This window comes from Arthrobacter sorbitolis (assembly GCF_054510995.1).
This window is the reverse complement of sequence record NZ_JBTNDM010000011.1, coordinates 1-17,362: the sequence shown is the minus strand read 5'-3', so window position 1 is coordinate 17,362 and position 17,362 is coordinate 1. Positions and strand designations below refer to the sequence as shown.

The 17,362-nt window shown below is 70.2% G+C and carries 20 protein-coding genes; 10 read left to right on the top strand and 10 right to left on the bottom strand.

Annotated elements, in window-relative coordinates; genetic code table 11:
• The first annotated feature begins 84 nt into the window (after positions 1-84).
• On the top strand, positions 85-858 hold the full coding sequence (locus tag ACX80K_RS15160; RefSeq protein ID WP_459272724.1) for a hypothetical protein: 774 nt from the start codon (positions 85-87) through the stop codon (positions 856-858).
• Between the two features lie 94 nt (positions 859-952).
• Complete coding sequence (locus ACX80K_RS15155) at positions 953-1,786, top strand: amino acid-binding protein (protein WP_459272723.1); 834 nt, start codon at positions 953-955, stop codon at positions 1,784-1,786.
• Between the two features lie 15 nt (positions 1,787-1,801).
• Here ACX80K_RS15155 and ACX80K_RS15150 read toward each other — a convergent pair whose 3' ends face one another.
• From ACX80K_RS15150 to ACX80K_RS15140, 3 genes are all read right to left on the bottom strand, one after another.
• A complete protein-coding gene (locus ACX80K_RS15150; protein WP_459272722.1) occupies positions 1,802-2,479 on the bottom strand; it encodes a Pr6Pr family membrane protein in 678 nt (225 codons plus the stop codon).
• Complete coding sequence (gene mscL / locus ACX80K_RS15145; protein ID WP_459272721.1) at positions 2,476-2,895, bottom strand: large conductance mechanosensitive channel protein MscL; 420 nt, start codon at positions 2,893-2,895, stop codon at positions 2,476-2,478. The genes ACX80K_RS15150 and mscL overlap by 4 nt, the downstream gene beginning before the upstream one ends.
• 70 nt (positions 2,896-2,965) lie before the next feature.
• Positions 2,966-3,523 carry a TetR/AcrR family transcriptional regulator gene (locus ACX80K_RS15140; protein ID WP_459272720.1) on the bottom strand — a complete coding sequence of 186 codons (558 nt, stop codon included), beginning with the start codon at positions 3,521-3,523 and terminating at the stop codon, positions 2,966-2,968.
• 61 nt (positions 3,524-3,584) lie between these two features.
• Here ACX80K_RS15140 and ACX80K_RS15135 point away from each other — a divergent pair, with 61 nt between their 5' ends.
• Complete coding sequence (locus tag ACX80K_RS15135) at positions 3,585-5,162, top strand: MFS transporter (RefSeq protein WP_459272719.1); 1,578 nt, start codon at positions 3,585-3,587, stop codon at positions 5,160-5,162.
• Positions 5,163-5,252: 90 nt separating this feature from the next.
• Here ACX80K_RS15135 and ACX80K_RS15130 read toward each other — a convergent pair whose 3' ends face one another.
• Positions 5,253-5,516, bottom strand: a complete 264-nt coding sequence (locus ACX80K_RS15130) for a WGxxGxxG family protein (RefSeq protein ID WP_459272718.1) — start codon at positions 5,514-5,516, stop codon at positions 5,253-5,255.
• Between the two features lie 192 nt (positions 5,517-5,708).
• On the opposite strand from ACX80K_RS15130, the gene ACX80K_RS15125 reads away from it, so the two are divergent.
• Both ACX80K_RS15125 and ACX80K_RS15120 read left to right on the top strand, forming a co-directional pair.
• Positions 5,709-6,281: a GNAT family N-acetyltransferase gene (locus ACX80K_RS15125; protein ID WP_459272717.1), complete on the top strand. Its 573-nt coding sequence runs from the start codon at positions 5,709-5,711 to the stop codon at positions 6,279-6,281.
• 100 nt (positions 6,282-6,381) lie between these two features.
• Positions 6,382-7,992: a peptide chain release factor 3 gene (locus ACX80K_RS15120; protein ID WP_459272716.1), complete on the top strand. Its 1,611-nt coding sequence runs from the start codon at positions 6,382-6,384 to the stop codon at positions 7,990-7,992.
• A 70-nt stretch (positions 7,993-8,062) separates the two neighbouring features.
• Here the strand turns inward: ACX80K_RS15120 and ACX80K_RS15115 are convergent, their stop codons facing one another.
• Entirely contained in the window at positions 8,063-8,935 is an 873-nt protein-coding gene (locus ACX80K_RS15115; RefSeq protein WP_459272715.1) for a TPM domain-containing protein, read from the bottom strand.
• A 52-nt stretch (positions 8,936-8,987) separates the two neighbouring features.
• Complete coding sequence (locus ACX80K_RS15110; protein WP_459272714.1) at positions 8,988-9,983, bottom strand: squalene cyclase; 996 nt, start codon at positions 9,981-9,983, stop codon at positions 8,988-8,990.
• Between the two features lie 426 nt (positions 9,984-10,409).
• Between ACX80K_RS15110 and ACX80K_RS15105 the strand changes: the two genes are divergently transcribed.
• Together ACX80K_RS15105 and ACX80K_RS15100 are read left to right on the top strand one after the other, a co-directional pair.
• Positions 10,410-11,597 (top strand): glycosyltransferase family 2 protein, encoded by a 1,188-nt coding sequence (locus ACX80K_RS15105; protein WP_459272713.1) that lies wholly within the window; start codon positions 10,410-10,412, stop codon positions 11,595-11,597.
• Positions 11,598-11,608: 11 nt separating this feature from the next.
• Complete coding sequence (locus ACX80K_RS15100) at positions 11,609-11,770, top strand: hypothetical protein (protein WP_459272712.1); 162 nt, start codon at positions 11,609-11,611, stop codon at positions 11,768-11,770.
• Between the two features lie 67 nt (positions 11,771-11,837).
• On the opposite strand, the gene ACX80K_RS15095 is transcribed toward ACX80K_RS15100, so the two are convergent.
• The 3 genes from ACX80K_RS15095 to ACX80K_RS15085 all read right to left on the bottom strand — a co-directional run bounded on the left by ACX80K_RS15095 (position 11,838) and on the right by ACX80K_RS15085 (position 14,151).
• Positions 11,838-12,578, bottom strand: a complete 741-nt coding sequence (locus ACX80K_RS15095) for a GAF and ANTAR domain-containing protein (RefSeq protein ID WP_459272711.1) — start codon at positions 12,576-12,578, stop codon at positions 11,838-11,840.
• A 150-nt stretch (positions 12,579-12,728) separates the two neighbouring features.
• On the bottom strand, positions 12,729-13,382 hold the full coding sequence (locus ACX80K_RS15090) for a DUF3105 domain-containing protein (RefSeq protein WP_459272710.1): 654 nt from the start codon (positions 13,380-13,382) through the stop codon (positions 12,729-12,731).
• Between the two features lie 121 nt (positions 13,383-13,503).
• Complete coding sequence (locus tag ACX80K_RS15085) at positions 13,504-14,151, bottom strand: DUF305 domain-containing protein (RefSeq protein ID WP_459272709.1); 648 nt, start codon at positions 14,149-14,151, stop codon at positions 13,504-13,506.
• A 150-nt stretch (positions 14,152-14,301) separates the two neighbouring features.
• On the opposite strand from ACX80K_RS15085, the gene ACX80K_RS15080 reads away from it, so the two are divergent.
• Genes ACX80K_RS15080 through ACX80K_RS15070 form a run of 3 tightly spaced genes read left to right on the top strand, consistent with a single transcriptional unit; the run spans position 14,302 to position 17,157 of the window.
• Positions 14,302-14,625, top strand: a complete 324-nt coding sequence (locus ACX80K_RS15080; RefSeq protein WP_459272708.1) for a metal-sensitive transcriptional regulator — start codon at positions 14,302-14,304, stop codon at positions 14,623-14,625.
• A gap of 35 nt (positions 14,626-14,660) precedes the next feature.
• Positions 14,661-14,882 (top strand): heavy-metal-associated domain-containing protein, encoded by a 222-nt coding sequence (locus ACX80K_RS15075; protein ID WP_459272707.1) that lies wholly within the window; start codon positions 14,661-14,663, stop codon positions 14,880-14,882.
• A gap of 1 nt (position 14,883) precedes the next feature.
• Positions 14,884-17,157 carry a heavy metal translocating P-type ATPase gene (locus tag ACX80K_RS15070; RefSeq protein WP_459272706.1) on the top strand — a complete coding sequence of 758 codons (2,274 nt, stop codon included), beginning with the start codon at positions 14,884-14,886 and terminating at the stop codon, positions 17,155-17,157.
• Positions 17,158-17,244: 87 nt separating this feature from the next.
• Here ACX80K_RS15070 and ACX80K_RS15065 read toward each other — a convergent pair whose 3' ends face one another.
• The gene (locus tag ACX80K_RS15065; protein ID WP_459272790.1) at positions 17,245-17,361 is read right to left on the bottom strand and encodes an ANTAR domain-containing protein; all 117 of its coding nucleotides are present in this window, start codon (positions 17,359-17,361) and stop codon (positions 17,245-17,247) included.
• Position 17,362: the final 1 nt, after the last annotated feature.

The window sequence follows — 17,362 nt, the reverse complement described above, 5'->3', positions numbered from 1 at the left end:
CCGGGCTCCTCGGGCTCGCATCGGCCCGCGGTTCGGCCGGGACGGACGCCCCCGGAGCTGCCGCACAGCGGCTGGACCTGCCTCATGACCCCTGACGACGGGTTGCGGAGCCGGCGGCGTCCCCCACTCCGGCTGTTCCTGGGCGTTCTGATGCTCGGGGTGCTGGCGTCGGCGGTGGTCCTCCTCGGGCCCGGCCTGCTCGGCAGCGTGCGCACCGCGGGCGGCGTGCTGTCGTCCGTGAGCTCCGAGTGCACGGTCGGGACTCCCGGCGGGACGATCGGGCTGGACCGGGACGAGGCGAAGCTCGCCACGACGGCCGTGGCGCTCGCGGCCCGTGGCCTCGAGGCGCCCGACACCGCCGGCATCGATGAGGCGGTGCTGCAGCAGCTCGCCGACGGGCCGATCCATGACGCGGGTCCCAGCCTGAGCTGCCGGGGATCGGCGGCCACGGACCTGCCGGTGGAGCAGCTCACCGCCAGCGGCCTCACACCCCGCGCCGAGCAGGTACGCGCGGAGATGGCCGATGTGTTCGGGGACCAGAGCCTGGGCGGGTTCGCGCCAGGCGGCGTCGGCCAGGGGCACGGCGGGGACTCGACCCACTACGACGGCCGCGCCGTCGACGTCTTCTTCCGCCCGGTGTCCGAGGAGAACCGCCGGGACGGGTGGATCCTCGCGCACTGGCTGGTCGCCCATGCCGAGGACCTGGACATCCAGTACGTGATCTTCGACGACCGGTTCTGGAGCGCGCACCTCGCACGAGGGCAGTGGCACGACTACGACGCACCCGAGCCCGGCAACGAGATCCTGCGCCACCTCGACCACGTCCACGTGGACGTCCTCGGCGGGAACACCGGCTGAGGGAGCCGTCCGGTCAGGTCGCCCGTACGTCAAGTTGTTCGTCATGGAACAGGGCGGCAACGCCGTCGAAACGGGCGCCTTCCACGATGAAGTCATGACGCGCTCATCAGGTTCCACTGCCGCTTCCCTCCGTTGCGATTCCTGCGGGCAGCTGCCCGAGCCGGGCAAGGTCCGGCTGACGCTCGCCAACGTCGCAGTCATGCTGCCCATCGAGCTGGCCGTCCATGCCGTGGTGGTCCAGACCCACCTCAGCTACCCGCTCAAGGTCCTCCTCCTCGCGCTCACCGCCACCGCGCTGGTGATCTGGGTGGCGGAACCCTCGGTCATGAGGTTCCTGCGGAGCTGGCTCCACGCGCCGGCCCTGAGACAACGCCGGCGCCTCGATACGGCGACCGATCTCTGGCGTGCGCGGGCCCTGGTCGACGACAGTCCGGGGTCCCTGGAGCGGATCTCGCACCAGCTGGCGCGGCGCGGCATCAACATCCTCTCGCTCCACATCCACCCCGGCGCACCGGCGAGCGTCGACGAGTTCGTCCTCGCCGTGCCCGCGGGTGTGGACGAGCAGGACCTCGTCCGGGCCTTCTCGGCCGGCGGCTGCATCTCGGCCCGGGTGTGGCCGTCCACCGCCCTGGCTCTCGCCGACGGGCAGACGAAGGCTCTCTCACTCGCCTGCCGTGTCGCACAGGACCCACTCGAACTGCGCTACGCCGTCGCGGAGCTGCTCATGGCCGAACCGGTGATGTCGCCGTCGCCCGCCGTCAGGTCGTTCGTCGAGGGGTCCGAGTTCCTGAAGATCCCCTCCCCCGCCGGGGAGCCGATGGTGTTCTCCCGGATCGGGGAACCCTTCACGGCCGCCGAATCCGCGCGCGCCCACCGGCTGTCCGAGCTGGCAGCCGTGGCCGCGCACTCCACGGACCACGCTCCCTGAGGAGTGTCCTGCGGATCAGTCCCGGCTGCGCCGTACCCTCGCAGCGAGGCCCGCGACGGGATCCGCGGATCTGCTGACGAGGATGACGAGGGCACCGGAACCGCCGATCGCGGCGGCGATACCGACCGCGTGGAGCAGCACCGAGGCATAGCCGGACGCCGGATCGAGGAACGGGTACGGGACCCAGCCGTCGGTGGCCCCCCGCACGAGCACCACCAGGAGCCAGATCAGCGGGTAGGCGAGGATCAAGCGGAGCACGCGGTAGGACAACGGCCGGCGGTCGCCCGTCGCCACCCAGTCCAGGAGCGCATAGATCGGGAAGGCCACGTGCAGCACCCAGTTCGCCCACGGAAGCTCGACTCCACCGGCGAGCCCCGCGAGCAGCAGGTTGTAGACCACGCCGACGACGAGCATGTACGTGGTCACGGCGGCCCGGACCGGCACGAGCCACTCGGGACCGTCGGCGCCCCGCAGGTGCAGGACAGCCGCGAGGAGCAGGACGACGGCGGCCGCGATGTTGCTCTGCATCGTGAAGAACCCGAAGAAGTTGAACGGGTTGACGGCACCGCGGGAGGCCGTGTCGAGGAAAGTCGCCGTGACGGCGACGAGGACGACGGCGGCCACCGCGAGGCGCACCCCCGCCCGCAGCGGGACGACCCGCGGAACCCGCTCGGACGCCGCCACTCCGGTCATCGCCGGGCGTCCCGCGCGGCCATCTCCCGCAGCAGGTCGCGCATCTCCGTGAGGAGGGCCGTGTCGACGGGCATCGGTTCCTGCTCGACCTCCCGCGCGGCGGCGTGTGCGTGGAGGCGTGCAGTCGCGCGGTTCATGGGTACCACGAAGAGGAAGTACACGACGGCGGCGGTGATGAGGAAGGTCACCCCGGCCGTGATGACGGCGCCGATGTCCACGAAGGTGGCGTCGTTGCCGGCTCGGACGCGGAAGCCGAGGCCCGAGGCGTCGATGCCGCCGGCCGAGGCGATGAGCGGATTGATGATGTTCGCGGTGAACGCCCCGACGAGTGCCGTGAAGGCGCTGCCGATGACGACGGCGATCGCCAGCTCGATGACGTTGCCGCGCAGGATGAAGTCGCGGAAGCCCTGGATCATGCGGTCCTCTCGTGGTCGTGGACAGGTGTCGGACGGGCGGCTCCGCGGTGCCCGGTCGGGCCCGCGGCTGTCAGGGGTTCGCCGGTTCGTTGCCGCGCCGGCTGACGATGAGGTCGACGACGTCGAGCAGCTCCTCGATCTCGTCGCGGCTGGTGCGTCCTGCGCCGTCCGTGGCGAAGAAGGCGGCGTCGTAGTAGAGCCCGTCACCGAGCAGTTTGACGGCCCGCGCGGCGGTCCGGTCGCCGAGCTGTGCCTGGAGTGCGCCGAGCCATCCCTCCTGGATCTCGGCGAGGGAGGACTTGGCGGTGGGGTGGCCCTGCTGGGCGAGCCGTGCCATGGAGACGAGCGCCCTGTCGAGGGCGCTGTCCTCGAAGACGGAGGTACGGACGTAGTAGCGGGCCGCTCCGTCCTCCGCCGAGGCCATGGCGTCGCGGTCGCGGTCGGCCAGCCCGCGGAGACGGTCCGCGAGGCCGTCCACGAGGGCCTCCTTCGAGGGGAAGTGGTAGAGCAGTCCGCCCTTGGAGACGTCGGCTGCGGCGGCGACCGCCTCCATGGTGGCGGCCCGCTCGCCGTCGCGGATCAACGCGTTTTCGAAGCTGTCGAGGATGCGCTCACGGGAACTGGACACCCGTTCATGATACCGGTCACCTTTCTTGTACTGTACCGGCTGGACGGTATAGTCTTGGAGCATGACCACTACACCCTCCCCCTCCGCACGTGTGTCCGAGGTGAACCCGCGTGCCGTTCAGTCCTCCTCCCCCTCCCTTGCCGGCCGCCGCGAATGGTTCGCTCTCGCCGTGCTGATGCTGCCGGTGTTGCTGGTCTCGGTCGACAACACCGTGCTGAGCTTCGCCCTGCCGGAGATCTCCCGGCACTTCGCCACGAGCGGCACCATGCTGCTCTGGATCGTGGACAGCTACCCGCTCGTCCTGGCGGGACTCCTGGTGGCGATGGGCAGCTTCGGTGACCGCTTCGGCAGGCGCCGCCTGCTCATCATCGGCGCGGCCGGCTTCGCCCTGTTCTCCGTCGCCGCCGCCTTCGCGCCGACCGCCGGCTTCCTCGTCGCGTCCCGCGTGGGACTCGGCGTCTTCGGCGCCATGCTCATGCCCTCGACGCTCTCGCTGATCCGCAACATCTTCACCGACCGCAACCAGCGCCGGATCGCCATCGCCGTCTGGGCCGCGGGGTTCTCCGCCGGAGCGGCCCTCGGTCCCCTGCTCGGCGGCCTGTTGCTCGAGCACTTCTGGTGGGGCTCCGTCTTCCTCCTCGCGGTACCCGTGCTCGTGCTCATGCTCGCCCTGACGCCCGTCGTCGTCCCCGAGTCGAAGGACTCGAACCCGGGGCGCGTGGACTACGCGAGCATCGTCCTCTCCATCGGGACCATGCTGCCGGTGGTCTATGCCATCAAGAACCTGGCGAAGGGCGGGCCGCTGCTCGTCTCGGTCACCGCGGCGTTCATCGGTCTCGCAGCGGGCACCGTGTTCGTCCTGCGGCAGCTGCAGCGGCGCGATCCCATGCTGGATGTGCGCCTGTTCACGGTGAGGGCCTTCACGGGCGCCGTCCTGGTGAACCTGCTCGCGATCTTCTCGCTCGTGGGGTTCCTGTTCTTCGTGTCGCAGCACCTGCAGCTGGTCCTCGGCTACACGCCGCTCGACGCGGGCCTCGTCCTGCTGCCGGGCCTGCTCATGACGATCGTCGCGGGCCTCGGCGTCGTGCCGCTCGCGCGTCGCCTGCCGGCGCACGTCGTCGTCTCGGTGTCGCTGCTCTTCTCCGCCGTCGCGTACTCGATGATCGCGCTGCTCGGGGAGGGCGGATCCGCCGGCTTCCTCATGATCGCGTTCGTCGTCCTCGGCGTCGGCGTCGGCGCGTCGGAGACGGTGTCCAACGACCTCATCCTCTCGACCGTCCCGGCCGCAAAGGCCGGTGCCGCCTCCGCGGTCTCCGAGACCGCCTACGAGGTGGGTTCCGTCCTCGGCACCGCCGTGCTCGGCAGCATCCTGCTGGCGTCCTACCAGCGGAACCTGCTGCTGCCCCCGGGCCTCAGCAGCGCCCAGGCGGAGTCCTCCACCGAGACGCTCGGCGGCGCCGTGGAGGTCGCTGCACAGCTCGGCCCCACCAGCGCATCGCTCCTCAGGGACTCGGCGTTCCATGCCTTCGACAGCGGTGTCACCGTCACGGCCGGCATCGCGGCGCTGCTCATGGTCGGCGCGTCGGTCCTCGCTGCATGGAGCCTGCGGAGCACGACGGCGCAGCGCGTCGACCACTGAGCGTCAGCAGAACGGGACAGGGGTCCATTCCTGAAGGAATGGACCCCTGTCCTTTTCAGGCGTGCTCCGGGAGCCCGCCGGGACCCCGACCTAGTGGCCGGCGCGGTTCGGATCGTTGACGCTCGAGGCGCCGTTGGCACGGTGATCCACGTGCTCCTTCTTGTTCTTCTTGAGCAGGCCCGCCAGGCCGAGGAGGCCGAGGAGGCCCCACAGTCCTGCGTCGCCGTTGCCCTCTTCGCTCTGCTGGGTCTGCTCCGTGGCGGGAGCGGTCTCTTCAGCGGCGGTGGAGGGGGCTGCCATGCCCATCAGTACGGCCAGGGTCAGGGCTGCGGTGGCTGCGGTCTTGCGCATCATGGTGTTCCTTAAGTAGGGGAAGGCTCCTGTCGAAAGCCCGATGATCAGCCTACTTACCACTCGTCGCCCCGTGCCGGGAAGAAAGTCGCCCCGGAGGCTTGCGGGGGGCAGGGCGCACGGGGTAGACGCGGACGTGCGCGGTGCTCACGGGCGGCCGTTGTCGGCGGAGGAGGCGGGTGGAACAGTGGGTGCATGGTGATCGAGGTGCGTCCGGCGACGGCGTTCGCCGATGTCGCGGCGATGGTGGGACCCCGGCGCGCGGACGCGAACGTCTGCTGGTGCCTCAGCTATCGCCTCCCGGCGAAGCAGAACGCGGCGCTGGTGGGGCCGGAGCGGGGTGAGCTCGTGCAGCGCCTGTGCCGCGAGGACCCGCCGCCCGGCGTGCTCGCCTACGAGGGCGACGAGGTGGTCGGCTGGGCCGCCGTCCATCCGCGTGCCGACACGGGTTTCGCCCGCAGCCGCACGATCCCGCACGTCGACGACGTCGACGTGTGGTCCGTCTGGTGCATCCGCGTGCGGCCCGGCCAGCGGGGCAAGGGGGTCTCGCACCGGCTGCTCACAGGCGCGGTCGACTTCGCGCGCTCCTGTGGAGCGCCGGCGATCGAGGGGTACCCGGTGGACAACCGGGGTGCCCGCGTCGACACCACCATGGCCTACGTCGGCACGCGGAAGCTCTTCGACGAGGCCGGCTTCACGAAGGCGGCGGGGACGGATTCCGTCGTGAACGGGTTCCCGCGGGTCCTCATGCGGCTCGAGCTGACCTGACGTCCCCGCCGGGGGCCCCGATCGGCTCCCCTACCCATGCGCACAGCGAACAGGAGCCCTCCCCGGCGGGACGCTCGCCGTCATCGGGGACAATGGAAGCGTGGCCCTGCTAACCGAATCCCCCGTCCTCGACGCAGACGCCGTCCGCCGTGAGGCCGGACGCCGTCGTACCTTCGCCGTCATCTCGCACCCCGACGCCGGGAAGTCGACGCTGACGGAGGCGCTCGCGCTCCTGGCGCGCGCCATCCAGGACGCCGGCGTCACGCACGGCAAATCCAGTCGGCACGCCACCGTCTCGGACTGGATGGGCATCGAGCAGGAGCGCGGCATCTCGATCAGCTCCGCCGCCCTGCAGCTGACCTACCGCGACACCATCCTCAACGTCGTGGACACCCCGGGGCACGCCGACTTCTCCGAGGACACCTACCGCGTCCTCGCCGCCGTCGACTCCGCCGTCATGCTCATCGACGCCGCCAAGGGCTTCGAACCGCAGACCGTGAAGCTCCTCGCCGTCTGCAAGGCACGGAACATCCCCATCATCACGGTCATCAACAAGTGGGACAGGCCGGGACTGGACGCCCTCGGCCTGATCGACGACGTCGGCGAGCGCACCGGCATGACCCCCGTGCCGCTGACCTGGCCGGCAGGCATCGCCGGAGACTTCCGGGGGCTGATCGACCTGCGCGCGGAGCGGGCCATCGCCCTTCAGGCCGTCGACGGTGGCGCACAGGCCGCAGCGCAGACCGACGTGGACATCGATGCCCTGGACCCGCGTGACGCGGGCGTCTGGCTCGACGCGCGCGAGGAATCGGGGCTCGTGGAGTCCTCGAACGGCTCCTTCGACCGCGAGGAGTTCGAGGCGGCACGCCAGACGCCCGTCCTGTTCGCGGCCGCGGCCAAGAACTTCGGCGTGTCCCAGCTCCTCGACATCCTCGTGGACGTGGCTCCCTCCCCCTCGCCGCGACCCTCCAAGGAGGAGGAGCCGCGCCCCATCGACGCACCGATGTCGGGCTTCGTCTTCAAGGTGCAGGCCGGCCAGGACAGCGCGCACCGCGACCACATCGCCTACCTCCGGATCTGTTCCGGGACGTTCGAGCGCGGCATGGTCATCACCAACCAGCGCACGGGCAAGCCCTTCGCCACGAAGTACGCGCACCGCGTCCTGGGGCGCAGCCGCGAGGTGGTGGACACCGCCTGGCCGGGCGACGTCGTCGGGCTCGTGAACGCGACGAGCCTCCGCGTGGGCGACAGCCTCTTCGCCGAGCAGCCCGTGCAGTTCCCCGACATCCCCCGTTTCTCCCCCGAGCTCTTCGCCGTCGCCCGCGCCAAGGACCCGGGACGCTACAAGCAGTTCCGGCGCGGCATCGAGCAGCTCGAGCACGAGGGCGTGGTGCAGGTGCTGCGCTCGGACCTCCGTGGCGACCAGGCACCCGTGCTCGCCGCCGTCGGCGCCCTGCAGTTCGAGGTCGCCGCCCAGCGGCTCGGTACCGAGTTCAACGCGCCGACGTCGCTCGACCACATCTCCTACACGCTCGCCATGCGCGTGGCCCCGGAGAGCCAGGGCGTCCCCCAGACCTTCCGCGGCGGCGAGATCCTGTTCCGGTCCGACGGAGAGATGGTCGCGGTGTTTGGCGACAAGTGGAAGGTGGGGCACTTCAAGAAGGACTTCCCGGACGTCGTGCTCGAGCCGATCGGCGCGGCCGTCGACTAGCAGCGCCCGCCCGCTCCGCCCGACCGGCCGGTAACTGCCCGTACCTGGTCAGCAGCCGGTCGGTCGCCTGTCAGTAGCTTCCCGAAGCCCCGCCGCCGCTGAAACCGCCGCCCCCGTTCATCGAGGAACCCGAGGAATTCCCCCCGCTGCCGCCGGAATAGAGCGCGGGGTTGGCGATGTAGAGGGGCAGCCACAGACCGGGATTGCTCACCGCATCAGCGCCCCGGTGGCTGTACCGGTACTTCCGGTAGTCCTCACGCTGCTTGTCCGTCAGGCGGAGGTCCGGATCGGCGTCCTCGGCGGCCCGCAGCTCCTCGTCCGACAGACGACGACGGCGGCGGGAGTCCGCCGCGATGACCCAGACGATCGCCCCGAGGAGGACGGCGACAGCGCCCGCCACTGCCGCGAAGAGCCCCCAGTCGAAGGGCTCCTTTGCAGGTCCCCGGCCCTGCGCATAGCCGTAGATCTGGCCCACGGCCTCGGTCAGCCCCGCGGCGTACTCCTCGTCGGCGAACGCCGGCTCGAGGACGTCCTCGATGACCTGCTCGGCGTCGTCGTCGGAGAACTCCTCGCGTGCGCCGTCGGCCGTCTCGATGCGCAGCTCGCGCTCGCCGGTATCCGCGACCACCAGGACGCCGTTGTCAGCCCCGTCGTCGCCGACGCCCCAATCGGTCGCGACCGAGCGGGCATAGTCCTCGATGGACCCGCCAGCGCCCTCCACCGTCAGGACGGCCACGCGCGCTGCGTCTGTGCGGGCGTTCTGCGCGTCGATGAGGGCGTTCAGCTCCTCCTCCTGTGCAGGGGTGAGGACGTCGGCCGCGTCGAGCACGTTGCCCTCGCGCGGCGGTTCCGGGACGGATGCAGGCTTCCCATCGCCGCAACCCGTCAGGAGGAGCAGCACCAGGGCCGCAGTGGCCGTCCTTGCTGCGCGATCGTCCTTCATGGTGGTCCCCCTGCGCCGACGGAGCGGAACCGGCGTCCCGCTCACGGTCATTCTAGGGGACCCCGAGGTCGCGTCCGAGGGCGGACTCCCACCAGTCGAGCACCCGCACCGCGTGGAAGGTCAGCCAGGGGGACGGCTCCCCCGCGGGCACGTCGACCTCGAACCAGACGCGGCCCGGATGGCGGCGCTGCTGCAACCAGGTACCGTCCGGTTCACGGGCCGCCCGGACGAGGTCGACGGCGTCACCGAGCCGGGGGTCCGGCGCCATGGCGTCGTGCCGCGTCGCGCGACGGAAGTAGTCGAGCGCCCGCAGCGCGCTGTAGTAGGAGCGGAACGGGTAGGCGAAGGCACCGACCCACGCTGCCACGGGTTCGCCCGTGGACAGCCGGTAGAGCAGCCGCCGGCGCAGCAGGTACTCCTCGGCGGCATGCCGGGCAGCGGTGAGTCGCGGGCTCCCGCCGGTACGGATCTCGTAGTCGAGCACCCCGTCCAGGGCGCTCAGCGTGGACGGGAAGGATGCCCTCGTGGAGCCCTCCACCCACGCGCAGTTCCAGCCGCCCTCGTCGGCCTGCCGCTCCACGAACCACTCCGCCAGCGCACCCATGTCGAGGCCGAGCCACGCTCCGTTCGCGAGCGTCATGCCGTTGATGCAGGCATCCACCTCGCCGTCCCAGTAGGGCAGGTCGTCGTACTCCCAGCGGCAGCCGGCCCGGATCCGTTCGGCCGTGTCGCCCAGGGCGGCGGCGTCGAGCCCCCACTGCCTCAGGCTGGTCAGGGACCAGGTGGTGGCGGTCCACGGCTGCCCACCCGGACCGGCGGCCTCGGGCGCTTCCGGGTCGAAGTCCTTCGGGAAGAACGCCCCTCCGGCCCACTGCCCGTCCGGGTCCTGCTGCGCCATGAGCCGCGCGCCGAACCCCTCCGTCGCGACCTGCTCCCGCGTGCGTGCCCACACGTTCTCCGGCGCGCCGGCGAGGTCGCGCTCCACCTGCCAGCGGAGCGTGGGATCGGAGGCGAGAAGCCAGTCGGTCAGGGGCCTGTCCAGCGACATGGATCGAAGGCTACGACGGCCCCGCGTCCGCCACAAGCATTCCCGGTGAACCCCTTTTCTGTCCGAGTAATTTCTGCCGCATGAATGAGTAAGAGGCCGCGAAGTCGCGGATCTCCTACTCGCGCGGTATCTCCCGCAATGCAATGTACTTGTTCCCAAGAACCTCTCCGGTCCTTCGATGCCCTGCGTATCACCCGGAAGTCGATGGTGAAACGGAAGCCCCAGCAATTGCGGCATCTGACCACTCGCGAATGCCTTTCACACCGGCATTCGACGCTGCCCGAGAATCGGCAGCGGAAGACGAGTGAATTGATGTCCGGGAATCCGCACCGAACCTGGGCGACTTTCTCGAGGGGTCGTCCGAGGACGTCTCACATCGAACCTGCAACCCGTCGAGGGTCTGCGCAAGCCCTTCAGGAGTCCGCCGTGCCTGCAGCACTGTCCCCGTTCCCGACCGATGTGTCGGAACCCGGCACCATGCATCCCATGCTGCCGGCAGCCGATGCCACACGGACGGCGGTGGCCCCCGGGCGCGAACGATCGTCCCGGGTGGTGGTGCTGGTGCCGGCCTACAACGAGGCCGGGTCGATCGGGGCGACACTCGACGCCCTGATGATCCAATCGCGTCCGGCGGACCTGATCGTGGTCATTCCCAACGGGTGCACGGATTCGACGGCGATGGAGGCCCGGAAGTATCCGGTGACCGTGATGGAACTGCCCCGTCTGGAGCACCGCAAGTCGGAAGCACTAAACAGGGCATGGATGGAGTACGCCCAGGATGCCGACGTCGTCATCTGCCTGGACGCGGACACCGTGATGCCGCCCGACGCCGTAAGGAACTGGTCGAGGGAGTTCGCTGCGGAGGGAAGTGCGCTGCTGGGTGGCTCGTCGTCGAAGTTCACGATGCAGCAGCCGGGTTTCCTGAGCCGGCTGCAGAAGGCCGAATTCGCCACGTGGACCGACGTGGCCCTGCGACGTGGCCGGACCAGCGTGCTGGCAGGCACAGGGTGCGCCATCAACAACGACGTCCTGCGGAAGATCGCTGCCCGGGACGATCGCGAAGGGCCATGGGCCTACACGTCCCAGGTCGAGGATTTCGAGTTGACCTACCGCATCCGTGAGCTCGGCTACCTGTGCCAGGTATCCCCGGACGTCCGGGCCTACACCGACTCCATGAGGACGGTCAGGGCTCTATGGGGCCAACGGATGAAGTGGCAGGTCGGCACCGTCGAGGACCTCCTGGACCTGGGCGTCAACCGGCTGACCCTGCGGGACTGGGGACAGCAGGCCATGGGCCTGTCGAGTGTCTTCCTCAAGCTCCTGTGGATCGCGGTCATCGTTCTGGCGCTCTCGCTGGGAGTCTTCGAATTCGTCCTGTTCTGGTGGCTGGTTCCCATCCTCTTCGTCGCGCTGGATATCAAGCGGGCATTGCGGATTCCCCACCGGGACTGGAAGGACGTCCTGATCGCAGCATCATTCTTCCCCCAGGAATTGTATATGTGGCTGAGATCCGGGTGGTTCGTCGCCTCCTGGTTCGCCGTCCTGACCTCCAAGATCACCCGGCGGCGCATCGACCGCTGGGAAGCACAATACACAGCAGAGGAATCCAACTGATCATGTACGGAATGAATTCGACCATCACCGCTTCCGGAGCCGCGCTGACCTCGACGGGGCTGGCCTTCACCGGACTGAACATCGGCGCCGGCCTGTTGACGGCATTCGGCATGGTGCTCATCGGGGTGGCCCTTCTGGCTCTGTTCCGCCCGGACGGCAAGGTCCGCCCCTGAGTACGGGCCCCATCTCGAAGCCCGACAAGCGCAGACCGGCGCGTGTCGGGCTTCGAGGCGTCCCGGGTCAGGAGTCGAAGTGCGTCTCGGGGAGCTGCTGGCCGAGCGACGTGACGACCGCCGCCGCGATGTCCGCCAGCTTGATGTTGCGCCCGCTGGATGCCGCCTTGAGGATGGTCATCGCCGTCGCGTGGCTGCACCGGTTCTGCCCCATGACGATGCCCGCGGCCACGTCGATCGTCGTCCGGGAGTCCATCGCGGCCCGCAGGTGCTTGCTCGTGTCCACCGCCTGCGCGATCCGGACGGCCATGCGCAGTGACTTCGAGGCCTCGCGGGCGAGCTCGCCGGCGGCCGCTACCGCCGCCTCGTCGAAGGCCCCGGGCTGCGGCGAGTAGAAATTGAGCCCGGCCGCGGCGAGCCCGTCGAGGGGGATGGGCAGGCCGAGTGCCGAGCGGATCCCGTGGTCGATGATGGCGGCCGTGTAGTCCCCGAACCGCGATTCGCTGCGGAAGTCGGGGACGACGTACGCCTGGCCCTCGCGGGCCGCGCGGAGGCAGGGGCCGTCGTCGAACTCGTACTGGACCTCGTCCATGCGCTGGGCGTGCTCGCTGCTGCTCGCGACCGTCGTCCTGGACCGCGGTCGGAGGAGGGTGATGCCGCAGTACACCTCCGTGTCGCCGGTCGTGAGGGCATCCGCCGCCACTTTCACCAGCGCGTGGAGGAAATCGTTGATGTCGGAGCTCTCGAGCACCATGTCCTGGAGCATCCCCGGCAGGGAGATGTCCCCGAATGTCTGGTTGTCGGTCACAGCTCTCTCCCCTCAGGTCACTCGGGGCAGCCTGCTGCCACCCGCGGATGCCACGCTACCGGGCCTGCGCACACGGGGGAAACGCGGAGTTCGCCAGGGACGGCGCGGCTCGCCGTTCCCGGTGCGCCGCGCCGTCCGGCATGCGGGGAGCTAGGAGGCGAGCCCGGGAGGGGTGATGCCGCCGGAGCAGGCCGCACCGGGCTCGCGGGTCTGCTCGCCCTGGATGTACTTGTCGAGGAAGGTGCCGAGCCGCGCGTCGTCGGCGGAGTCGACCTTCAGCTGCAGGCCCCACGCGCTGGCGGCGATCGGGGTGTCGAGGCCCGGGTAGGGGCTGAGCAGCACGTAGGAGCGCGTCCCCACCAGTTCGGTGAGCTTGTCGATCTCCGCCTGGTCCATCTCCGGGTCGTACGTGACCCACACGGCGCCGTGCTCCATGGAGTGCACCGAGTTCTCGTTGGGGACGGGCTCGGTGTACACGCCGCAGTTGGTCCAGACCGGGTTGTGGTTCCCGCCCACCGGAGGCGACTCCTCGTACTCGACCGTGCCCTCGACATGGTCGAACGTGACGTCGGGGTACTCCTGGACGCCCTCGATCCCCTGCGAGGCCGCGGCCTCGCGGTCACGGTTCACCTGGACCTGGTTCACGATCACGAGGGTCACCGCGATGATGACGGCGAGGATCACAGCGCCGATGCCGCCGAAGATCAGGGCGTTGCGCTTGCGCTCGCCAGCACGCTGCTCGGCCTGGATGGCTGCCAGGCGCGCCTGACGGTCCTGGTTCTCCTGGGATCGCTTCTTGTTCAACGGATGTCCTTCGTGCTGGGGGGTGCGGCGTCGACCGCGGGGCGGATAGCGCCGGGAACCAATCTACCGGCGGGGCTCGTCAGTCCGGGGCCACCGCGCGGGCGCGTCCCGGACCGGCGTGCTACAGGGCGTCGAGCATGTTCTGCAGCAGCGTGATCTCGGCCTGCTGGCCGGACTGGATCTTCGTGGCGAGGGTGCGGACCTGCTCCGTCGCGGCGAGGTCGGCGCCGGCCTTCGCCATGTCCACTCCCGCTTCGTGATGGTTGATCATCAGGTTCAGGTACAGCCGTTCGGCGTCCTCCCCGCGTGCTGCACGCAGCTCGTCGAGCTGGGCGCCGGTCGCCATGCCGGGCATGAGGCCCTCGGGGGTCATGCCCGCAGTCCCTGCCCCCATCTCCATGCCGCCGTGACCGGCTCCGGTCATCCACGCCATGCGGGGCTGCGGACTGCTCTGGTCCAGGCTCCATTCCTCCAGCCACGCGTACATCTGCCCGGCCTGCTGCTGCTGGGTGAGGGCGATGTCGTAGGCGATCGAGCGCAGCGTCTCGTCGGCGATGTTGTCGCGGACGATCAGGGACATCTCGACGGCCTGGTTGTGGTGCACCTGCATGTCGCGGGCGAACCCGGCATCCGGGCTGGTGGTACCGGGATAGGAAGGGCCCGAGGAGACGCGTCCTGCGGTGAAGGCCAGCGCGAAGAGCGCAAGGACCGCGATTCCGGTGAGGGCCAGGAGAACTCGCTTCTGCCAGCCCGACAGCGAGAGGGTCATGAACGTCCTTGGATCGGGGGTGTGCCATCAGCCAACCTACGGCATGGCGCTGGGCGTTCCCTCGACGCGGGAATCCGCGGCGGGAATAGCGCCGCACTCTGGCAGGTTATACCCCCCCGGGGGTATTGTTGACGCAGGAGAGGAGCCACCATGAGCATTCCCGACACCGGGCACGCGGCATCGCACGGCTATACCGCGGACAAGGACGCCTACCTCAAACGGCTTCGGCGCATCGAGGGCCAGGTCCGCGGGATCGCGCGCATGGTCGAGGAGGACCAGTACTGCATCGACGTCCTCACCCAGGTCGCAGCCGTCAACAAGGCACTCCACGCGGTCTCGATGGGACTGCTCGAGGACCACATCTCGCACTGCGTCGTCGGAGCCGCCCGGGAGTCCGAGGCCTCCGGCAGCACCGACGCCGTGCAGGAGAAGGTCCAGGAGGCGACGGCGGCCATCGGCCGGCTCCTGCGCTAGACCACCCCTCGACCCCACCACCAAGGAGAAGAACCATGACCACCACCACGATCGGCATCACCGGCATGACCTGCGGCCACTGCGTCAGCGCCGTGCAGAGCGAACTGTCGGAGCTGCCCGGCGTCGAGAGCGTCGACGTCGACCTCGTCAACGGCGGCACGTCCACCGCCACCATCTCGTCCTCCGCACCGCTGGACACCGCGTCGATCGACGGAGCCGTCGCCGAAGCCGGTTACACCGTGGTAACCGCGTCCTGACATGACCACCCAGCAGATCCCGGGCACCGGGCAGGAGTCGCGCGTCGTCGAACTCGCCATCCAGGGCATGACGTGCGCCTCCTGCGTGGGGCGGGTCGAGCGGAAGCTCGGCAAGCTCGACGGCGTCGAGGCGAGCGTCAACCTGCCGCTCGAGAGCGCCGTGGTCCGTGTCCCCGCGTCAGTCACCGACCAGGACCTCATCGACACCGTCGTCGCCACCGGGTACGGCGCGCACGTGGTGCACCCCGACCATCCGGGCGACGACGCCCACGACTCCCCGGCGTCGCTCCTCGGAGCGCGCCTGGTCCTCGCCGCGGTCCTGGCCGTCCCGGTGCTGCTGATCTCCATGGTGCCCGCCCTCCAGTTCCCCGACTGGGGCTGGGTGGTCCTCGCCCTGGCCCTGCCCGTGGTGACGTGGTCCGCGTGGCCGTTCCACCGCGCGGCGGCGATCAACGCGCGCCACCTCTCCTCCACCATGGACACGCTCGTCTCGATCGGCGTCACCGCCGCCTTCCTGTTCTCGGCCTGGCAGCTCGTCGCCGATCCTGCGCTCACCCGGCACGGCGGCATCACGGGGATGAGCATGGACGAGCCCTCGCTCTACTTCGAGGTCGCCGCCGTCGTCGTGACGTTCCTGCTCCTCGGCCGCTTCCTCGAGGCATCCGCCAAGGAGCGCGCCGGGAACGCGCTGAAGTCGCTCCTGAGCCTCGGCGCCAAGGAGGCGCACGTGCTGCGCACCGTCGACGGCGAGCGCACCGAGGTCACCCTCCCCGCCGACAGGCTGATCCCCGGCGACGAGTTCGTGGTGCGTCCCGGGGAGAAGATCCCGACCGACGGTGTCGTCACCGACGGCCACAGCGCCGTCGACACCGCCCTCCTGACCGGCGAGAGCATCCCGGTGGAGGTCGCACCGGGCGACACCGTCACCGGAGCCACCATCAACTCCTCCGGCAGGCTCGTGGTCCGCGCGACCCGCGTCGGATCGGACACCGTGCTCTCCTCCATGGGCCGCCTGGTCAGCCAGGCACAGAGCGGCAAGGCGCGTATCGCACGTCTCGCCGACCGCATCAGTGCCGTCTTCGTCCCCGTGGTCCTGGTGCTCGCGATCCTCACCTTCGTGCTGTGGCTCGTCCTCGCCGGAGACCTCGACGCGGCGTTCACCGCCTCGGTCACCGTCCTGGTCATCGCCTGCCCCTGCGCGCTGGGACTCGCGACCCCGACGGCGCTCCTGACGGGCACCGGCCGCGGCGCGCAGCTCGGCATCCTCATCCGCGGGCCGCAGGTCCTCGAGGACACGCGCACCGTGGACACGATCGTGCTGGACAAGACCGGCACCGTCACCACCGGCATCATGGCCGTCGACGACGTCGTCGCCCTGGCCGGCCCCGCCGGTGCTCCAGCCTCGTCCGCCGATCTCTCCGCCGCCGGAATGCTGCGCCTGGCGGGCGCCGTCGAGGCGGCGAGCGAGCACCCGATCGCCCGGGCCATCGCGCGGCACGCCGCGGCGTCCGGTCCGCTGCCGCAGGTGCACCGCTTCTCGAGCGCTCCGGGAGGCGGGGTGCGCGGGGAGGTCGACGGCGTCACCGTCACCGCCGGGCGTGCCGGTTGGCTCGACCGGAACGGCATCCGCCCCACCGACACCGAGACCGCGGCGTTCGGAGCCGCCGAGGACACGGGGGTGACGGCCGTGTGGGTGGCGGTCGACGACGTCGTGGCGGGCTTCATCACGCTGTCGGACACCGTCAAGGACGGCTCCGCGGCCGCCGTCGGACGCCTGCGACGGCTCGGCCTCCGCCCGGTGCTGCTCACGGGTGACAACCGCGCCGTCGCCCTGCGGGTCGCCGCAGCGGTGGGAATCGACGCGTCGGACGTGCGTGCCGGCGTGACGCCCGAGGAGAAGGTCGATGCCATCCGCGACCTCCAGGCCGCGGGGGCCACCGTCGCGATGGCGGGCGACGGCGTGAACGATGCCGCGGCGCTGGCCCAGGCGGATCTCGGCATCGCGATGGGTTCCGGCACGGACGTGGCGATCGAGGCCGCCGATCTCACGGTGATGGGCAACAGCCTGGAGCAGGTGGCGCAGGCGATCGAACTCTCGCGCCGCACGCTCGGCACCATCAAGGGGAATCTCTTCTGGGCGTTCTTCTACAACGCCGTGGGCATCCCGGTCGCGGCCCTCGGGCTGCTCAACCCGATGCTCGCCGGAGCGGCGATGGCGGCGAGCTCGGTGCTCGTGGTCGCCAACTCGCTGAGGCTGAGGAGCTTCGGCCGGTAATCCACGGAGGCCGGCGGGTGGACGACGGCGGCCTTCGGGACCCCTTCGGACCGGGGCCACCGGGCCCGACCGGGGCTCCCGCCGGGGTCAGAGCGTGAGGGTGCGGTTCAGGACCGCCTCCGCCGTATCGCGCAGGCTCGTATTGTGCGCCCGGGCGTGGGCACGGAGTCGCCGGAAGGCCTCGTTCGTGTCGACGGTCGAGATA

Coding starts and splice junctions, on each gene's coding strand:
- ACX80K_RS15160 (WP_459272724.1), top strand. CDS start 85: ATGACCCCTGACGACGGGTTGCGGAGCCGGCGGCGTCCCCCACTCCGG.
- ACX80K_RS15155 (WP_459272723.1), top strand. CDS start 953: ATGACGCGCTCATCAGGTTCCACTGCCGCTTCCCTCCGTTGCGATTCC.
- ACX80K_RS15150 (WP_459272722.1), bottom strand. CDS start 2,479: ATGACCGGAGTGGCGGCGTCCGAGCGGGTTCCGCGGGTCGTCCCGCTG.
- mscL (WP_459272721.1), bottom strand. CDS start 2,895: ATGATCCAGGGCTTCCGCGACTTCATCCTGCGCGGCAACGTCATCGAG.
- ACX80K_RS15135 (WP_459272719.1), top strand. CDS start 3,585: ATGACCACTACACCCTCCCCCTCCGCACGTGTGTCCGAGGTGAACCCG.
- ACX80K_RS15130 (WP_459272718.1), bottom strand. CDS start 5,516: ATGATGCGCAAGACCGCAGCCACCGCAGCCCTGACCCTGGCCGTACTG.
- ACX80K_RS15125 (WP_459272717.1), top strand. CDS start 5,709: ATGGTGATCGAGGTGCGTCCGGCGACGGCGTTCGCCGATGTCGCGGCG.
- ACX80K_RS15115 (WP_459272715.1), bottom strand. CDS start 8,935: ATGAAGGACGATCGCGCAGCAAGGACGGCCACTGCGGCCCTGGTGCTG.
- ACX80K_RS15110 (WP_459272714.1), bottom strand. CDS start 9,983: ATGTCGCTGGACAGGCCCCTGACCGACTGGCTTCTCGCCTCCGATCCC.
- ACX80K_RS15100 (WP_459272712.1), top strand. CDS start 11,609: ATGAATTCGACCATCACCGCTTCCGGAGCCGCGCTGACCTCGACGGGG.
- ACX80K_RS15085 (WP_459272709.1), bottom strand. CDS start 14,151: ATGACCCTCTCGCTGTCGGGCTGGCAGAAGCGAGTTCTCCTGGCCCTC.
- ACX80K_RS15080 (WP_459272708.1), top strand. CDS start 14,302: ATGAGCATTCCCGACACCGGGCACGCGGCATCGCACGGCTATACCGCG.
- ACX80K_RS15075 (WP_459272707.1), top strand. CDS start 14,661: ATGACCACCACCACGATCGGCATCACCGGCATGACCTGCGGCCACTGC.
- ACX80K_RS15070 (WP_459272706.1), top strand. CDS start 14,884: ATGACCACCCAGCAGATCCCGGGCACCGGGCAGGAGTCGCGCGTCGTC.